General features: G+C 67.5%; 16 protein-coding genes. 12 read left to right on the top strand and 4 right to left on the bottom strand.

Annotated features, from left to right (window positions below):
• Positions 1 to 49 precede the first annotated feature (49 nt).
• Together C5L14_RS17405 and C5L14_RS17400 are read right to left on the bottom strand one after the other, a co-directional pair.
• Positions 50 to 868 (bottom strand): ABC transporter ATP-binding protein, encoded by an 819-nt coding sequence (locus C5L14_RS17405; protein ID WP_245197183.1) that lies wholly within the window; start codon positions 866 to 868, stop codon positions 50 to 52.
• The gene (locus C5L14_RS17400; protein ID WP_105863332.1) at positions 852 to 1,664 is read right to left on the bottom strand and encodes an ABC transporter permease; all 813 of its coding nucleotides are present in this window, start codon (positions 1,662 to 1,664) and stop codon (positions 852 to 854) included. Before C5L14_RS17400 ends, C5L14_RS17405 begins: the two co-directional genes overlap by 17 nt.
• Positions 1,665 to 1,820: 156 nt before the next feature.
• Between C5L14_RS17400 and C5L14_RS17395 the strand changes: the two genes are divergently transcribed.
• The 9 genes from C5L14_RS17395 to C5L14_RS17355 all read left to right on the top strand — a co-directional run bounded on the left by C5L14_RS17395 (position 1,821) and on the right by C5L14_RS17355 (position 10,028).
• A complete protein-coding gene (locus C5L14_RS17395; RefSeq protein WP_105863331.1) occupies positions 1,821 to 2,966 on the top strand; it encodes a hypothetical protein in 1,146 nt (381 codons plus the stop codon).
• 124 nt (positions 2,967 to 3,090) lie between these two features.
• Entirely contained in the window at positions 3,091 to 3,375 is a 285-nt protein-coding gene (locus C5L14_RS17390) for an acyl carrier protein (RefSeq protein ID WP_105863330.1), read from the top strand.
• A gap of 115 nt (positions 3,376 to 3,490) precedes the next feature.
• A complete protein-coding gene (locus C5L14_RS17385; RefSeq protein ID WP_281062577.1) occupies positions 3,491 to 4,702 on the top strand; it encodes a beta-ketoacyl-[acyl-carrier-protein] synthase family protein in 1,212 nt (403 codons plus the stop codon).
• Positions 4,699 to 5,118: a hypothetical protein gene (locus tag C5L14_RS17380; protein WP_105863328.1), complete on the top strand. Its 420-nt coding sequence runs from the start codon at positions 4,699 to 4,701 to the stop codon at positions 5,116 to 5,118. The genes C5L14_RS17385 and C5L14_RS17380 overlap by 4 nt, the downstream gene beginning before the upstream one ends.
• The gene (locus C5L14_RS17375; protein ID WP_105863327.1) at positions 5,115 to 5,513 is read left to right on the top strand and encodes a MaoC family dehydratase; all 399 of its coding nucleotides are present in this window, start codon (positions 5,115 to 5,117) and stop codon (positions 5,511 to 5,513) included. Before C5L14_RS17380 ends, C5L14_RS17375 begins: the two co-directional genes overlap by 4 nt.
• Complete coding sequence (locus tag C5L14_RS17370) at positions 5,510 to 6,307, top strand: SDR family NAD(P)-dependent oxidoreductase (RefSeq protein ID WP_105863326.1); 798 nt, start codon at positions 5,510 to 5,512, stop codon at positions 6,305 to 6,307. Before C5L14_RS17375 ends, C5L14_RS17370 begins: the two co-directional genes overlap by 4 nt.
• Positions 6,304 to 7,428, top strand: a complete 1,125-nt coding sequence (locus C5L14_RS17365; RefSeq protein ID WP_105863325.1) for a glycosyltransferase — start codon at positions 6,304 to 6,306, stop codon at positions 7,426 to 7,428. Before C5L14_RS17370 ends, C5L14_RS17365 begins: the two co-directional genes overlap by 4 nt.
• Positions 7,356 to 8,660, top strand: a complete 1,305-nt coding sequence (locus C5L14_RS17360; RefSeq protein ID WP_181161218.1) for a glycosyltransferase family 2 protein — start codon at positions 7,356 to 7,358, stop codon at positions 8,658 to 8,660. Before C5L14_RS17365 ends, C5L14_RS17360 begins: the two co-directional genes overlap by 73 nt.
• 36 nt (positions 8,661 to 8,696) lie before the next feature.
• Entirely contained in the window at positions 8,697 to 10,028 is a 1,332-nt protein-coding gene (locus C5L14_RS17355; RefSeq protein ID WP_146126939.1) for a glycosyltransferase family 2 protein, read from the top strand.
• 9 nt (positions 10,029 to 10,037) lie between these two features.
• Here the strand turns inward: C5L14_RS17355 and C5L14_RS17350 are convergent, their stop codons facing one another.
• Positions 10,038 to 11,270 carry an MFS transporter gene (locus tag C5L14_RS17350; protein WP_105863322.1) on the bottom strand — a complete coding sequence of 411 codons (1,233 nt, stop codon included), beginning with the start codon at positions 11,268 to 11,270 and terminating at the stop codon, positions 10,038 to 10,040.
• Between the two features lie 34 nt (positions 11,271 to 11,304).
• The gene (locus C5L14_RS17345; protein ID WP_105863321.1) at positions 11,305 to 12,519 is read right to left on the bottom strand and encodes an aminotransferase class I/II-fold pyridoxal phosphate-dependent enzyme; all 1,215 of its coding nucleotides are present in this window, start codon (positions 12,517 to 12,519) and stop codon (positions 11,305 to 11,307) included.
• 194 nt (positions 12,520 to 12,713) lie between these two features.
• On the opposite strand from C5L14_RS17345, the gene C5L14_RS17340 reads away from it, so the two are divergent.
• The 3 genes from C5L14_RS17340 (at position 12,714) to C5L14_RS17330 (ending at position 15,350) form a co-directional block, all read left to right on the top strand.
• The gene (locus C5L14_RS17340) at positions 12,714 to 13,595 is read left to right on the top strand and encodes a transglutaminase family protein (RefSeq protein WP_105863320.1); all 882 of its coding nucleotides are present in this window, start codon (positions 12,714 to 12,716) and stop codon (positions 13,593 to 13,595) included.
• A gap of 178 nt (positions 13,596 to 13,773) precedes the next feature.
• On the top strand, positions 13,774 to 14,685 hold the full coding sequence (locus C5L14_RS17335) for a LysR family transcriptional regulator (RefSeq protein WP_105863319.1): 912 nt from the start codon (positions 13,774 to 13,776) through the stop codon (positions 14,683 to 14,685).
• Between the two features lie 248 nt (positions 14,686 to 14,933).
• The gene (locus C5L14_RS17330) at positions 14,934 to 15,350 is read left to right on the top strand and encodes a DoxX family protein (protein WP_105863642.1); all 417 of its coding nucleotides are present in this window, start codon (positions 14,934 to 14,936) and stop codon (positions 15,348 to 15,350) included.
• Positions 15,351 to 15,392: the final 42 nt, after the last annotated feature.

Genomic DNA, 15,392 nt, shown 5'->3' with positions numbered 1-15,392 from the left:
TCGGATTCCGAAGCGGGAGGAGTATGCCTCCACCTCCCTGCTATTCGCCTCAGGTCATGAAGGCGAAGCGGTTGGGATCGTCGGCCTCCTCGGCCAGCGCCTTGCGATAGTCGCGGATGACGGCATGCGTCTCTCCGTCGGCCCTGAGGCGGCCGCGGTCGATCCAGATCGTGCGTTCGCACAGCTCCGCCACCTGGTCGAGATCATGGGAGACGAACAGGATGGTGCCGCGCTGGCGGAAGGCGCGGATCAGGGTGCGGCAGCGCTCGCGGAAGGCATCGTCCCCCACGGCGAGGGCCTCGTCGACGATCAGCACGTCCCCGTCGGCATGCGCGCAGATGGCGAAGGCAAGGCGGGCGCCCATGCCGCTGGAATAGAGCTTCACCGGTTGCTCGAAGAAATCGCCGAGGCCGCAGAGTTCCTGGATGGCGGGCAGCCTCTCGGCGACCTGCGCACGCTTGAGGCCGAGAATGGCGCCCGAGAGATAGCAGTTCTCGCGGCCCGTCAGTTCGTAGTCGAAGGCGGCGCCCAGCGCCAGCACCGGGGCGATGCGCCCCTTGACGGTGAGCGTGCCGACAGTGGGGGCGGTGATGCCGCACAGGATTTGCAGAAGGGTCGATTTGCCCGAGCCGTTGCGCCCGACGATGCCGACCGCGGCGCCCTTGGGAATGGCGAAGCCGATCTCCTTGAGCGCCCAATATTCGTCGTAATAGCGCCTCTTGCCGCCAAGCAGCACCTGCTTCACCTGGTCGATCGGGCGGCGGTAGAACTGATACGCCTTGCCGAGATCGCGGCACTCGACCGCGAGGTCCTGGACGAGATCGTGGACGAGATCTTGGGCGAGCGTCTGTTCAGATGATATCGACAAGGATCGTCTTCTTTCGCATGAACAGGGTCCGGCCAGCATAGAATACCGCAAGCGAGGCGGCGAGGCAGGTCAGGTAGAGCAGGCCATCGGGCCAATTGCCGCGCAGGATGGCGGTGCGCATCATCTCGATGATGCCGGTCAGGGGATTGAGATAGAGCAGCCAGCGCCAGCCTTCCGGCACATTCGAGGCTTCGTAGAAGACGGGCGTGGCGAACATCGCCACCGGAATGATCGAGATGATGAGGTGGTTGAGATCGCTGGTCAGCGCGCCGATGGTGGAGAGGATCCAGACGATACCGAGCAAGGCGAGGCCGAGCGGCAGGAGAATGAAGGGCAGCGCCAGCCAGGACCAGTGGATCGACTGGTCGATCAGGATCTGCCCGGTCAGCAGCACGGCGAGCGCGATCAGCATGTAGACGCCGCCGCGCGCCACCGCGATCCAGGCCAGGATTTGGGGCGGGAAGATCGAACGGCGGATGATGTGCTTGTGCTCGGCCAGCAGGAGCGGGGCGCGATAGGCGATCTCGGCGAAAAAATTGAAGACGACCAGGCCGACGAAGATTGAGAAGGCATAGCCGAAGCGCCCGCCGCTGTCCTGGGCGGCGCCGACCTTGAGCGCGCCCGAGAAGACCAGCGTGTAGATCGACAGCATCACCAGGGGCGCCAGCACGGCCCAGGCCCAGCCGAACACGGAGCCGCGAAAGCGCACCTGCAATTCGCGGGTCAGGATGGCGCGAAACAGTTCGCGCTGGCGCCAGATATCGGCAAAGGGCTGCAGCAGGGGCTGGGTTTCCATGAGGGCATGCCATACCCAAAGGGCGGAGGCGGAACAAGAGGCGCCGAGGGCAGGTCTTCGGATCGGCTTGGCCTTTCCGGCGGGCGGCGCGGTTCCAGGCGGGTCCGAAGCTCCGCCCCCGTTGCCTTTCCGGCCCGAACTTGACAGAAGGGCGGCATGCCCGTCAGCGTCCGCCCCGTTTCCTCCAAGCGCGAACTCCGGCAGTTCCTCGCTTTGCCGCGACGGATCTATGCCGAGTTCAGCGATTATGTCGCGCCGCTCGATCATGATCGGGCCCAGTTGATCGACCCCGCCAGGAGCGCCTTCTGGACCCATGGCGAGGCGGCGTACTGGCTTGCCTATGACGGGGAGGGCAGGGCCGTCGGCCGCATCTCCGCGCAGATCGATCATCTCGCCACGGGCGCCCAGCATGAAGGCATCGGCTTTTTCGGCTGTCTCGACGCGGTGGATGATGAGGAGGTGGTCGTCGAACTGGTGCGGACCGCCGCCGCTCATCTCGCCGGCAAGGGCAGGACGGTGATGCGCGGCCCCTTCACGCTGTCGATCAATGCCGAATCAGGCCTGCTGATCGATGGTTTCACCGCACCCGCCATGGTGCTGATGCCCTGGCACCCGCCTTATCTGCGCGGCCATCTGGAAGCGGCGGGGCTCAAGCTGGTGAAGACGCTGCACTCCTACGGCTTCGACCGGCGCCGCAGCGATCTTGCCGAGCGGCTCGAAAAGCTCGGCATGGAGCGTCGCCGCAAGGGGTTCGACATCCGCGCCATGCGCATGGACCGGCTGGCCGAGGATGCCGAGCTCGGGCGCCTGTTGTTCAACGGCTCCTGGGCCGCCAATTGGGGGTTCGTGCCGGTCTCGCAAGCCGAAATGGCGGCGATGATCAAGGCGTTCAAACCCCTGCTCAAGGCCGATTACGGCGTCTTCGTCGAACGAAACGGCGAGTTGCTCGGCTTCGCCCTCTTCCTGCCCAACATCTTCGAGATCACCGGCGACCTCGGTGGGGCGCCGTCCCCGCTCGGCTGGCTGAAACTGGCCTGGCGCGGCCTGACGCGGCGGTTCACCGGCGGCCGCGCCGTGCTGTTCGGGGTGGCGCCGCGCCTCGTCGGCTCGGTCTCCGGCGCCAGTGTCGCGCTCATCCTGGTGGACGAATTGATGCGCCGGGCGGCCATCACCGGTGTGCAAGATTTGGAATGCGGTTGGATTCTTGACGACAACTATGCCATGACGAGCGTAGTTGAATGGCTTGGGGCCCGGTCGACACGCCGTTTCGGCGTCTTTGAAGCATCGATTCAGTCCCATTAGGCCCGTAGCGTTTTGTGGTTTGACGGCATTGCCAAGAATCGCAAGACGCGTTGAAACAAAAAGCTTGAGCAATCGAGCGGTTAGCTAGAACGCGTTTTGCTCAAGGGACGTGTCCAGGAAGAAGATGTCGACCCATACCCAAGATAACATCCTGTCCGATCCGCAGCGTGTCTATGACGAGGTCGTCAACCTGATCGTATCCGAGGGCATGGTGGATCGCGAGAAGGTCACGCCGGATGCCACCTTCGAGACGCTCGGCCTCAAATCCATCGACATCGTGATGATCCTCACGGCGGTGGAGGAGAAGTTCGACGTCTATATTCCGATGGACGGTTCGATCGCCGAAGCCAAGGATCTCAAATCCTTCATCGACGGCGTGCTGGCACGCATCGCCAGCGAGAAATCCTAGGACAAACCGCGATTTTCCCGAATCGGACTTTCTGTTTAACTCTTTGTTTTGACGCGTTTTCCTAGTCGAAAAGTCTGTCGGCTTCTCTGGAAAACGCTCTGGAACGGGCTCTGGTTTGAGTAGAACACGCGTCTACATTACCGGCATGGGAGCGGCGACGGCGGCGGGGCTGGGCGTGCCGGCGCTGTGGGAGGCCGCCCGCGAGGGCCGGAGCGCCATCGGCCCACTCGAGGTGGCACGGGAACTGCGCCACAATATCCGCATCGCCGGCCAGTTGCGCGGTTTCGACCCGGCCGCCCATATCGAGCCCGACGTGCTGGCCTTTTGCGACCGTTTCACCCAGCTCGCCATCGTCGCCGGCGACGAGGCCCTGGCCCAGGCCGGCTTTGCCCGCGGCGACCGGCAGGGCGAACGCACGGCCACCATCGTCGGCACCGGCATCGGCGGGGGTGAGACCATCGAGATCGGCATCCACAACGCCTATGTCACCGGCCAGCGCCTCGATCCCTGGAGCGTGCCGCGCCTGATGCCGAATGGTGCCGCTTCGCAGCTGAGTGCCCGCCATGGCGCGCGGGGCCCGTCCTTTGCGGTGGCCAGCGCCTGCGCCTCCGGCACGCAGGCCATCGGCCTCGGCGCCCATTTCATCCGCGCCGGCCTGGTCGACCGGGCCGTGGTCGGCGGAGCCGAGGCCTGCATCACCGCCTCGGGGATGAAGGGCTGGGAAGCCCTGCGCGTGCTCTCGCCCAATGCCTGCCGTCCCTTCTCCAAGGACCGCAACGGCATGGTACTCGGGGAAGGCGCCGCGATATTCGTGCTGGAGAGCGAGGAGAGTGCCCGGTCCAGGCGGGCGGCGCCGCTGGCCGAACTGTGCGGCTACGGCACGTCCAGCGATGCCGGCGACATTGTGCGCCCGGATGCCGGCGGCGCGGCCTCGGCCATGCGCCAGGCCCTCGAGGATGCCGGTCTGGAGCCGGAGGCGATCGGCTATGTCAACGCCCATGGCACCGGCACGCTCGCCAACGACGCCACCGAAGCCGCCGCTCTTGCCGCTGTTTTCGGCGGGCATCTGCCCGGCCTGCCCGTCTCTTCCACCAAGCCGGTGCATGGCCACGCCCTGGGCGCGGGCGGCGCCATCGAGCTGGCGATCACGGTGATGGCCCTGCGCGAAGGCGTGGTGCCACCGACCCTCAACTGGACAACGCCCGATCCCCGATGCGATCTTGATTGCGTGCCAGGGCAGAAGAGGGCGGTGACGATGCGCCATGCCATGACGAATTCCTTCGCATTTGGCGGCATCAATGCGGTGCTGATCGTCGGACAGGCATGAGCGCGCCGCCGCCTCTGCGGATCGGACCCATCGCCGCCCGGGTCGAGGCGGATGCCGTGCGGCGCTATCGCGAGGCGACTGCCTTCGACGGCATGACGGGCGAAGGAATGGCGCGTGACGGCGACGAGGTTCCCGCGACCTTCCCGGCGATCTGGCTGTGGCACCCGGCCGCCAAGGCTGCCTTCGAGGATCTTGCCGGCGAGGAGCATCTCATTCCCGTGCTGATCGCCCAGCGTTTCAGCTATCGGCGCGCTTTGCGCATCGGCGAGGAGATCCGCTTCGTGATCACCCGCCAGGCGGATGCCGCCCTGCCCGACGATGTGCAGATCGAGGCGCATATCGAAGGCTCGGATGGCGAGGTCATCGCCGATTTCGCCGCGACCTATCGGTTGTTCCAGCCGGAGCTGGCGCAATGAGTGCCGTGATGCCGCCCCTCGTCATCGGCCCGATCGGCCCGGCCACGGTCGAGGCGTTCGCCCGCGCCTCCGGTGATACCAATCCGCTGCATGTCAGCGCGGCCATTGCCCGCACCATCGGCCTCCAGGCCGCGCCCGTGCACGGCATGCTGCTGGTTGCCTATCTGCACGAGGCGGTGCGGCGCTTTCTGCCCGAGGCGACCGTCGCCGGCCTGTCGACCCGCTTCATGGCCCCGGTGCCCGTCGGGGCGAGCGTCGAGATATCAGGGCGGACGGTCAAGCGCCACGAAGACGGCGGGCCGGCCGTGCTGCGCCTCTTCGTCAAGACGGGGAACGGCGTGCTCGCCTGCATGGCGGAAGCGACCTTGTCGCGCGCGATGGAGGACGGATCGTGAGCCGCCGGACCGTGCTGATCACCGGAGCCAGCAGCGGCATCGGCAGGGCCCTCGCCCTCGAATATGCCGCGCGCGAACATTGTCTTCTTCTCGTCGGCCGGGATGAGGCGCGGCTGGCGGACATTGCCGAGCTCTGCCGGGCCCGTGGCGCCACGGTCGTCGCCGGCCGGATCGATGTCCGCGATCGCCAGGCGCTTGCCGGCTGGATCGTGGCCCGGGACGGCGAGACGCCGATCGACCTGGCCATCGCCTGCGCCGGCATCGTCTCGGGCACCAGTGCTCTTCGGCCGCTCGATCCCGGCGAGGCGATGCGCGCCGTGCTCGCCGTCGACCTGATGGGGGCCGTCAACACCATCGAGCCGGCTCTCGAGGCCATGCGTCCCCGTCGCCGCGGCCATGTCGCCCTGGTCGGCTCGCTCGCCGGCCTGCGCGGCTTTCCCTCCTCGCCGGCCTATTCCATGGCCAAGGCTGCGGTTCATGCCTATGCCGAAGGTATCCGGCCGGCGCTGAGGCGGGAAGGCATCGCGGTCAGCCTGGTCGCGCCCGGCTTCGTCACCACACCGCTCAACCGGGATCTGGTCGCACCGCAACCCCTGAAGATCAGCGCCGCGAGGGCCGCCGGCATCATCCGTCGCGGGCTCGACCGCGGCAAGCCGGTGATCGCCTTCCCCTTCATCCTCTATGCCGGGATGCGCCTGCTCACTTTGATGCCCGCCCGTTTCGGCGACTGGCTGCTCGATCGCCCCGGTGTCGATGTGCCGCTGACGCACGAAAAGGAGGTGGGCGGGCCATGACCTTGCTCACGGGCCTGGCCGCCCTGTGGTGGGCTGGCCTCATCCTCCTGCTCCTCGGCTCGGCCCTGCTGGCCTCGATCCAGCCGGCGCTTGCCGCCGGCCGTGCCGGTTCCCGGACGCAAGAGCTCTTTTCCGTGCTGGTGCCGCTCCGGCGCGCCGATGAAGCACAGAATGAGGCGAACCGCCGGCTCGGTGATCTGGATCACCCTGGCCTTGAGATCCTTTTCTCGGTGAGCCGTGAAGCAGGATGCGGGGCGGCCTCCTATCCTCCCTCTCCAGGGGAGGGTATGGAGCGGTTGCGCGCCTCGCTGCTCTTCACCACGCCCATTCCCGGCGCCAATCCGAAGATCGCCAATCTGATCGAGCCGGTCGAGGCGGCGGCCCATGACCTCCTGCTGATCAAGGATGCCGCCACCATTCTGCCGCCCGGCGCTCCGACCGCGATGATGGCGAGCCTGGTGCCGGGCGTCGGGCTGGTCTGTGCCGTGCCGGTGGCGCGGGCTCCCGGCAATTTTGCGGCCATGCTGGAGGCCAGCCTTGTCAACACCTATGGCGGGCGGCTGCTGCTGGCGCTCTCCGCGCTCGGGGGTGGGGCCGGCATCGGCGCGGCCATGCTGCTGCGGCGCGGCGATCTCGCGGCCGCCGGCGGCCTGCGGGCGATCCTCGACGCCGTTGCCGACGACCACGCCTTGGCAAAGCTCCTGAGGAACAGGGGCCTGCGCCCGGTCTTCGCCGGCGCGACCGTCGACCAGGACCTCGGCGCCCGCCGGCCCGCCGAGATCTGGCGGCGGCATCTGCGCTGGGCGATCTGCCGGCGGCTCGAAGAGCCTCTGGCCTTTGCCGCCGAGCCCCTGACCGGCCTGCCTGCCGCCTGCCTCGCGGCGCTTGCCGGTGCCGCCTTCCTCGGTCTGCCCGGTATGCCGCTCCTCCTGCTCACGCTGCTGATCTGGCCCGCGGCCGAATGCTGGCTCGCCTGGCGCAAGGGCTGGCCGCTTTCCCCGGCCATGCCGCTCGCCGTGCTCGCCAGGGAGGCGATGATGCCGGCGCTGTGGCTGAACGCCTTGCTGGCGCGGCGCCTTTCCTGGGGCACGGCCACGATCGCGCTCGCGGGGCGGGGCTGATGCTGCTCGTCATCGATGCGATCGGCCTTGTCGCCGGCCTTTTCCTTGTCGTCCTGCTCGGCCAGCATCTGCGCCTTGCCTGGCGCGCCCGCCGCTACCGGACGCCCCCGATGCGGCAGCACGCCGAGCCCGTGCCTATCCTCCTGCAGATCCCCCTCTACAACGAGGCCGGCTCCGTCGAGGGCGCGCTGGCTTCGGCCCTGGCTCTCGACTGGCCGGCCGACCGGCTGACCATCCAGCTTCTCGACGATTCCACCGACGAGACAGCTGCCCTTGCCGCCGCCGCCATCGCCCGGCTGCCGCCCGGCGGCCCGGCGGTGCAGCAGGTCAGGCGTCCGAGCCGGGACGGCTTCAAGGCCGGCGCCCTCGCCGAAGGCATGAGGCGCTGCGATGCCCCGCTGATCGCCATCCTCGATGCCGATTTCAGGGCGCCTTCCGATTGGCTGCGGCAGGCAGCCGCGGTGTTGGCCGCCGATCGGCGGGCCGCCTTCGTGCAGTTCCGCTTCGAATTCGGCAACCGCGACCAGAACTGGATGACCTCGGGCCAGCAATTCTCGGTCGACACGCATTTCCTCGCCGAGCAGGCCGGCCGGCAGGCCGGCGGCGACATGTTCCAGTTCAACGGCACCGGCGCGGTCTGGCGCCGTGCCGCCATCGAGGCGGCCGGCGGCTGGTCCGCCGATACGCTGGCCGAGGATCTCGACCTGACCTTGCGAACCTATGCCGCCGGCTGGCACGGCCAGCTCGTGCTGGAGGCGCCACTGAGTTGCGAAGCGCCGGCCGACCTTGCCAGCTGGCGCGTGCAGCAGGCGCGCTGGTCGACCGGCTTCGTCCAGGTCGCGCGCAAGGGGCTGCCGCTCGTCTGGGGCTCCAAGTGGACCCTGGGCGCCAAGTTCGGCACCAGCCTGCTGCTCGGCCTGCAGCTCGGCCTGCCCTGCCTCGTGCTGGCGGCCGGCGCCTTCGTGCTCGACGGCCTGCTGCGCGGCTTCGGCAGCGGGCATGCCCTTCTGGCGGCGGCCGCCGCCCTTTATGCCGCGACTTCCGCCATCCTCATCACCCTGCCGCCATTTCTGCGCTTGCGCCGGGGTGGTATCTTCCGCTACGGGGCAACCCTGATCGCAATTCCGGTCCTGCTCATCTTTTTGGCTTTGGCCAATTCGGTGGGTGTGATCGCCGCTCCCTTTGCGGGCCGACACGATTTCGTGCGCACGCCCAAGCGTGGTGACCGATGACAGGCTGTAAGCGAGTGTGGGGCTGAGAGACGGAGTTTGACGGGTTTGTGGGAGAGTTTCTGGGCGATCGCCGGCTGGCTGGCGGTGATATTGGCCGTGATATCGTTGTTCGGCTGGACGGTCACCTTCGGCTCGACCCTGGCGACCTTCTATCTCGTCTTCAAGCATTGGCGCCTGCGCAAGGCCGGCATGGAGGCCGAGCGCCGACTGCTGGCGCATGGCCTGCCCACCGAAGCCGAATTGCCGGATGTGGTGGTGCAGATCCCCACCTATAACGAAGGCGCCATGGTGGCCCGTGCGCTCGATGCCGCCACCGCCCTCGACTGGCCGCGCGAGCGCCTGCATATCCAGATCCTCGACGATTCCACCGACGGTTCCACCATCTTCGCCAATGAGGAGGTGGCGCGGCGCCGGGCACAGGGCTTCGACGTGGTGCTGATCCATCGCAAGGATCGCAGCGAGTACAAGGCCGGCGCGCTCGCCAATGCCATGACGCTGACGCCGCACGGCTTTTTCGCCATTCTCGACGTCGATTACGTCCCCGATCCCGACTTCCTCAAGAAGACCATGACCTGCCTGCTGGCGGATCCGCAGCTTGCCTTCATCCAGGCCCGTTTCGATTACATGAACCGGGACGCCAATCCGCTGACGCGCACCCAGGCGGTGCTGCTCGACGCGCATCTCGCCATCGAACAGGGCACGCGCTGCTGGGCCGGCCATCCCCTGCCGTTCAACGGCACCTGCGGCGTCTGGCGCCGCGAGGCCATCGAGGCGGCGGGCGGCTGGCGCGGCGGCACGCTCGCCGAGGATCTCGATTTGTCCTACCGGGCCTGGCGCATCGGCCGGCGCGGCTCCTTCCTGATGAGCGTGCCGGTGCCCGGCGAGCTCCCGGAGACGATGAAGGCCTGGATGGTTCAACAGCAGCGCTGGACCAAGGGCTTCGGCGAGGTGATGCTGCGCCTGCTCTGCCCGATCCTCGCCGACGGTTCGCTCTCGCTCGCCGATCGCCTGAAGGCGGCGATGCACCTGGGGGTGTGGTGGTCGGGCCTGGCCTGGGCCGTGGCCTTGCCGGCCGGCATCGGCGCGATCGTGCTCGGAGCGCCGCTGCGCTGGGAACTGGCCGGCATCCTCGTCGGCCAGCTCCTGATCGGCTATATCGCCCTCTTCGTGTTTCTCAGGGCCGGCAATCTGTCGCTGCGGCCCGGGCAAACCCGTCTTTCCGACTTCGTGCGCGAATTCGTGCAGGTTTCCCGCGATCTCTTCCGGATCGGTGCGGCGATAGGGCCGGCCCAGCGCGAAGTGATCTTCAGGAAGCGCAGCGAGTTCGTGCGCACCCCCAAGTCCACCCCGGCGCCGAAGGTGGTTTGAGTTCGTGCCTCAGGGCGCTCTGAGCCGCGCCCGGATCCCGAACAGGCCGGCCATGGCGAGGGCGGCGAAGCCGGCGCCGGCGAAGAAGGTGCCGCCCGGCCCGGTCATGTCCCAGAGCAGGCCCGCCAGCACGCTGGCCGCCAGCAAGGCGAGGCCGGTGACGAGATTGTAGACGCCGAAGGCCGTCCCGCGCAGCTCGGCCGGGGCCGCCGTGGCGATCAGGGCGGCGAGCAGCCCCTGGGTGAAGCCCATATGCAGGCCCCACAGCGCCACGCCGATGCCGACACCGATGATACCGGGGGCGAGGGCGAGCACGATATCGGCGACGATCAGCAGGACGAGGCCGAGGATGAGCAGGAGGACGCGGTCCATGCGGTCGGCCAGGATGCCGACGGGATAGGCCGAGAGCGAATAGGTCAGGCTCATCACCACCAGCACGACGGGGACCAGGGCGAGGGGCAGGCCGATCGACTGGGCCTTCAGGATCAGGAAGGCTTCGGAAAAACGGGCCAGGGTGAAGACCGCCGCGACCGCCACGACCCACCAATAGGTCGCGCCCAGGCGGGCGAGCTCGTCGCGGCGGAGCGGCATGCGCACGCGCCGGAGCGCCTGCGGCCGCGGCGGTTCCTCGACGAAGACCAGGATCAGGGCGACGGCGGCGAAGGCCGGGATGACGGCGATCCAGAACACGGCCTGGAAATGGTCCGCCGTCAGCCACATCAGGCCGATGGCGATGAGCGGGCCGGCGAAAGCCCCGATGGTGTCGAGGGATTGCCTGAGGCCGAAGGCCGCCCCGCGCAGATGCGGCGGCGCGAGATCGGCGACCAGCGCATCGCGCGGCGCCCCGCGGATGCCCTTGCCGAGCCTGTCGATGAAACGGGCGGCTACGAGCCAGTCGAGCGAGGCGGCGAGCGGGAATATCGGCTTGGTGCAGGCGGCGAGGCCGTAGCCGATCGCCGCCAGGAGCTTGCGCTTGCCGAGCCAGTCACTGAGCGCACCCGAAAACACCTTGGTGATCGAGGCCGTCGCCTCGGCAATGCCCTCGATGATGCCGACGGCCAAGGTGGAGGTGCCGAGCACGGCGACCATATAGACCGGCAGCAGCGCATGGATCATCTCCGAGGAGACGTCCATCAGCATGGAGACGAAGCCGAGCGCCCAGATGCCGGCGGGGAGCTTGCGACTGGTCGAGGAGGGAGAGGCCGGCTCGTCCGGGACGGCCGATCGGTTAGGCTGGTTCATCAGGGCGGCTCGGGAATGAATGGGGCCGTAAGCGCTAAGCCGCCGGCCTGAGCACGCCGGTCTGGCGGCCGGCCGCGGCGATGATGTCGAGGGCGGCCTCGATATCGGCGGCGCCGTGGGCGGCGGAGACCGAATAGCGCAGCACCACCTCGCCATTGGGCGTGGCCGGCGGGATCAGCATGTTGACGTAGAGCCCGGCGCGGAGCAGGGCGGTCCAGGTATCCAGCCCGGCCTTGATGCCCGGCATGCGCACGGCGCCGACCGGGCCGGGCGGGGCCAAAGGCGGCAGGCCGAGGCCGGTCAGGCCGCGATGCAGCGTCTCGGCATGGGCGGACACGGCGGCGCGGCGCTCGCTGTCGCCCGCGATGATCGACAGCGCCTGCCGGGCGGCGGCCACCACCGGCGGCGGCAGGGAAGCGGTATAGAGATAGCTGCGTGCGGCAAAACGCAGGGCCCGGAAGGCCGGATCGCTGGTGACGCAATAGCCGCCGACCACGCCGACGCTCTTGGAGAAGGTGCCGACGATCACGTCGACCCTGTCCTCCACGCCCTGGGCTTCGGCGACGCCGCGCCCTCTGGCGCCGTAGAGCCCGAGCGAATGGGCCTCGTCGACCAGCAGCACGGCGCCGGTTTGCGAGGTCACGGTGCTGATCGCCTCAAGGCTGGCGACATCCCCGAGCACGCTGTAGAGGCCCTCGACGATGACGAGCGTGCGGCTGGCCGCGATGCCGCTTTCCGCGATGACCCGGGCGAGATCGGCAGCGTCATTGTGCTTGAAGGTGAGGATCTTCGCGCCCGAGAGCCTGCAGGCATCGAAGATCGAGGCATGGCAGTGGGCATCGAGCACCGCGGCGTCGCCCTCGCGCACCAGCCCGCCGATCGCGCCGAGATTGGCCATGAAGCCGGTGGAGAACACCACGGCGTCGCGCCGGCCATAGAGCTCGGCGATGGCCTTTTCGAGCTCGACATGCAGGGCCTGATTGCCGCTGGCGACGCGCGAGGCGGTGGAGCCGGTGCCGAAGCTCGCCAGCGCGGCGCCGGCGGCCTCGATGCAGGCGGGATCGAAATTGAGGCCGAGATAGGAGTTGGTACCGAACATCAGGGTCTCGCGCCCCTCGATCATCGCCCGAACCGGGCTCAGCACGCGCTCGATCACCACGTTGAGCGGTGTAAGGGCGCCCCCGGTGGAGCGGTCGAAAATATCGGCGAAACCCTGCGATCGTGCCCTGATGCCCGGCGGCCCTGCCATCGTCACTCCTTGTTTCCAAGCCAATCCAACGGATTGGCTCGAGTGTCTTTATGATTCGCGGCGAATTCGCCAGATCATGAAACTCGATCGCCCGGCAAGAGTTTCCCAATCGCCGGCTCGTTCGGTCTTACCCTATTTTTTCGTATCGTCCATCCGGACCGGAACGAATCTGCTGCCTGAAGGGAGTTCGTGCCTTGAAACGCCTGATCGTCAGCCATCGCACGACCTATCGCTATGCCGAATCGGTCAGCTTTGGGCCGCACCGCATGATGCTGCGCCCGCGTGACAGCCACGAGATGCGGCTGATCTCGGCCACCCTCTCCACCTCGCTGCCGGCCGAATTCGTCTGGACCTATGACGTGTTCGGCAACGAGGTCTGTACAGGCGTGTTCACCGGGCAGGCCAGCGAATTGTCGATCGAGAGCCGGCTCGAGATCGAGCGCTTCGCCTCGGCCGTGCCGACCGCCCATTTGACCGGCGGGGAGGCACCCTTTCCCGTGACCTATTCGGCCGACGAGACCATCGATCTCGGTGCCGCCATGCTCGCCTCGGCCGACGACTATCCCGACGATCTCAGGCTCTGGATCGCCGGTGCCCCCAGGCGCCATCCGGGCGGGGCGCGGGATCTGCTCACCGGCCTGTGCCAGGAGATCCATGGCGAGTTTGCCTATGTCACGCGTTTCGAGCAGTCGACCCAGGACCCGGCCTTCACCTTCGCGAACCGCAGCGGCGCCTGCCGCGACTTCGCGGCCCTGTTCATCGCCGCAGCCCGGCTGCTCGGCTTCGGCGCGCGCTTCGTCTCCGGCTATCTGTTCGATCCGCCGCCGGAGACCGGAGCGCCCGTGCTGCAGGGAGCGGGAGCAACCCATGCCTGGGCCGACGTCTATCTGCCCGATATCGGCTGGATCGAGTTCGACCCCACCAACGGACTGGTGGCGTCCGACCGGCTGATTCGCATCGCCGCCGTGCGGGAGCCGCACCAGGCCATACCGATATCGGGTTCCTTCATCGGCACGCCCTCCGCCTTCATCGGGCTCTGGGTCGGCGTGGATGTCGAGGAGGTGGAAGGGGCTTGAATCCCTCACCCCCAACCTGAAACAGCTCGACCTTTGTCATGCCGGGGACAAGCCCGGGCATGACAAACCAACCCTCGCGCTTTCCCAGTTGAAATTGTTGCGTTCGACGGCCATTTCTTCCATCTTCGAGCGGTTTCTGTAAATTCTGACTATATTCGCTCCAGACCGGAAGCAATGCATGGAACGGCTCGAATGCGACCGCATGTTCGTGGCAGTGCTGGAGGCCGGCAGCTTCTCCCATGCGGCGGCGCGGCTCGGTACCAGCTCCGGCCAGGCCTCCAAGCTGGTGTCGCGGCTGGAAGCCGATCTGGGCGTGCAACTGCTCAAGCGCACCACGCGGGCCCTGTCGCCGACCGAGATCGGCCGTGCCTATTACGAACGCATCAAGGCCGTCCTGGAGGAATTCGATGCCCTCGACGCTTCCGTCCGCAGTGCCTCGGGCCTGGCGGCCGGGCGCATCAAGCTCTCCGTGCCCCTCAGCTTCGGCACCATGCATCTGGCGCCGGCCTTCGTCGCCTTCGCCAAGCTCTATCCCGACATTCAGCTCGATGTCGGTTTCACCGACCGCGTGGTCAGCCTGGTCGATGAAGGCTTCGACATGGCGATCCGCATCGGCAATCCCGGCGATTCCAGCCTGATTGCCCGCAAGCTCTGCGAGACCCGCATCGTGACGGCGGCGGCGCCCGCCTATCTCGCTGCCCATGGCGAGCCTCTGCATCCGCTGGAGCTGACGCGGCACGAATGCGTCATCGATACCAATTTCAGCGACCCGCTGAGCTGGCGCTTCCAGGCCGATGGCGCGCCGCTGCAGGTGGGGGTCAGGGGGCGGCTGCAATTCTCGAACGGAGAGGCCAGTTTCAAGGCGGCGGAAGCCGGGCTCGGCATTGCCTGTGGCCCGAGCTTCCTGGCCGGTGAAGCGCTGCAGGCGGGTCGCCTCAAGCCCCTGCTGCGCAGCTTCGAGCACAGGCCGCTCGGCGCCTACGCCCTCTATCCGCCCGGCCGCCATCTGGCGACCAAGATCCGCGTCCTCGTCGACTTCCTGGCAGAACGCTACCGCGGCAGGCCTCCCTGGGAGCAGGGGTGGTCCTGAAACCGATCCGCGTAAAGTTCGACGCACCATCTCCGTGATTGCGCGCTGAAGCGAAGCAATCCAGCGGCTTAAAGGTGGAGGGTCTACGGCCCATGGATTGCTTCGCTTCCGCGCGCAATGACGGTCAGCTATCATGGATCTCGATATAAATTCCGATATGGAAGGAATATTCTGTCTGGTACCGGGATAATCTCCGGGATGGAAATGGTGCAGTGTGCGGGCAGCAATCCTATCCCCCGGAGACGATCATGTTCGACACCCGCACTGCTCCCTATGCCGCCCTCCTGCTGCGCCTGGCGCTCGGTATCCTCTTCCTGGCCCATGCCGGGCTGAAGATCTTCGTGTTCACGCCGGCCGGCACCGCCCAGTTCTTCGCATCGCTCGGCTTGCCGCCAGCGCTCGCTTATGTGACCATCGCCTGGGAGGTCATCGGGGCCCTCGCGCTCATTCTCGGCGTCTGGCCGCGCCTCGCCGCCCTGGCCCTGATTCCCGTCCTGGCGGGCGCCATCGCCACCGTGCACGGCCCGGCCGGGTTCTTCTTCACCAATCCCAACGGTGGCTGGGAATATCTGGCGTTGTGGATCGTCGGCCTGCTCGCGCTTGCCTTGATCGGCGACGGCGCCCTGGCGCTGCGGCCGACCCCTTCGCGCGGCGCCGCCAGCTAACGCGGTACCCCTCGCGTCAACCCGCCCTCATCAGGAGGATGC

The organism is Labrys okinawensis, from assembly GCF_002982075.1.
GTDB classification, from domain to species: domain Bacteria; phylum Pseudomonadota; class Alphaproteobacteria; order Rhizobiales; family Labraceae; genus Labrys; species Labrys okinawensis_A.
Note: the sequence above shows the minus strand (reverse complement) of the source record. Positions and strands in the feature narration are given on the sequence as shown.

Bases quoted from the DNA above. Each gene is read 5' to 3' on its own strand.
- C5L14_RS17365 (WP_105863325.1), top strand. From the start codon at position 6,304: ATGACCTTGCTCACGGGCCTGGCCGCCCTGTGGTGGGCTGGCCTCATC.
- C5L14_RS17345 (WP_105863321.1), bottom strand. From the start codon at position 12,519: ATGGCAGGGCCGCCGGGCATCAGGGCACGATCGCAGGGTTTCGCCGAT.
- C5L14_RS17400 (WP_105863332.1), bottom strand. From the start codon at position 1,664: ATGGAAACCCAGCCCCTGCTGCAGCCCTTTGCCGATATCTGGCGCCAG.
- C5L14_RS17390 (WP_105863330.1), top strand. From the start codon at position 3,091: ATGTCGACCCATACCCAAGATAACATCCTGTCCGATCCGCAGCGTGTC.
- C5L14_RS17350 (WP_105863322.1), bottom strand. From the start codon at position 11,270: ATGAACCAGCCTAACCGATCGGCCGTCCCGGACGAGCCGGCCTCTCCC.
- C5L14_RS17380 (WP_105863328.1), top strand. From the start codon at position 4,699: ATGAGCGCGCCGCCGCCTCTGCGGATCGGACCCATCGCCGCCCGGGTC.
- C5L14_RS17335 (WP_105863319.1), top strand. From the start codon at position 13,774: ATGGAACGGCTCGAATGCGACCGCATGTTCGTGGCAGTGCTGGAGGCC.
- C5L14_RS17375 (WP_105863327.1), top strand. From the start codon at position 5,115: ATGAGTGCCGTGATGCCGCCCCTCGTCATCGGCCCGATCGGCCCGGCC.
- C5L14_RS17330 (WP_105863642.1), top strand. From the start codon at position 14,934: ATGTTCGACACCCGCACTGCTCCCTATGCCGCCCTCCTGCTGCGCCTG.
- C5L14_RS17395 (WP_105863331.1), top strand. From the start codon at position 1,821: ATGCCCGTCAGCGTCCGCCCCGTTTCCTCCAAGCGCGAACTCCGGCAG.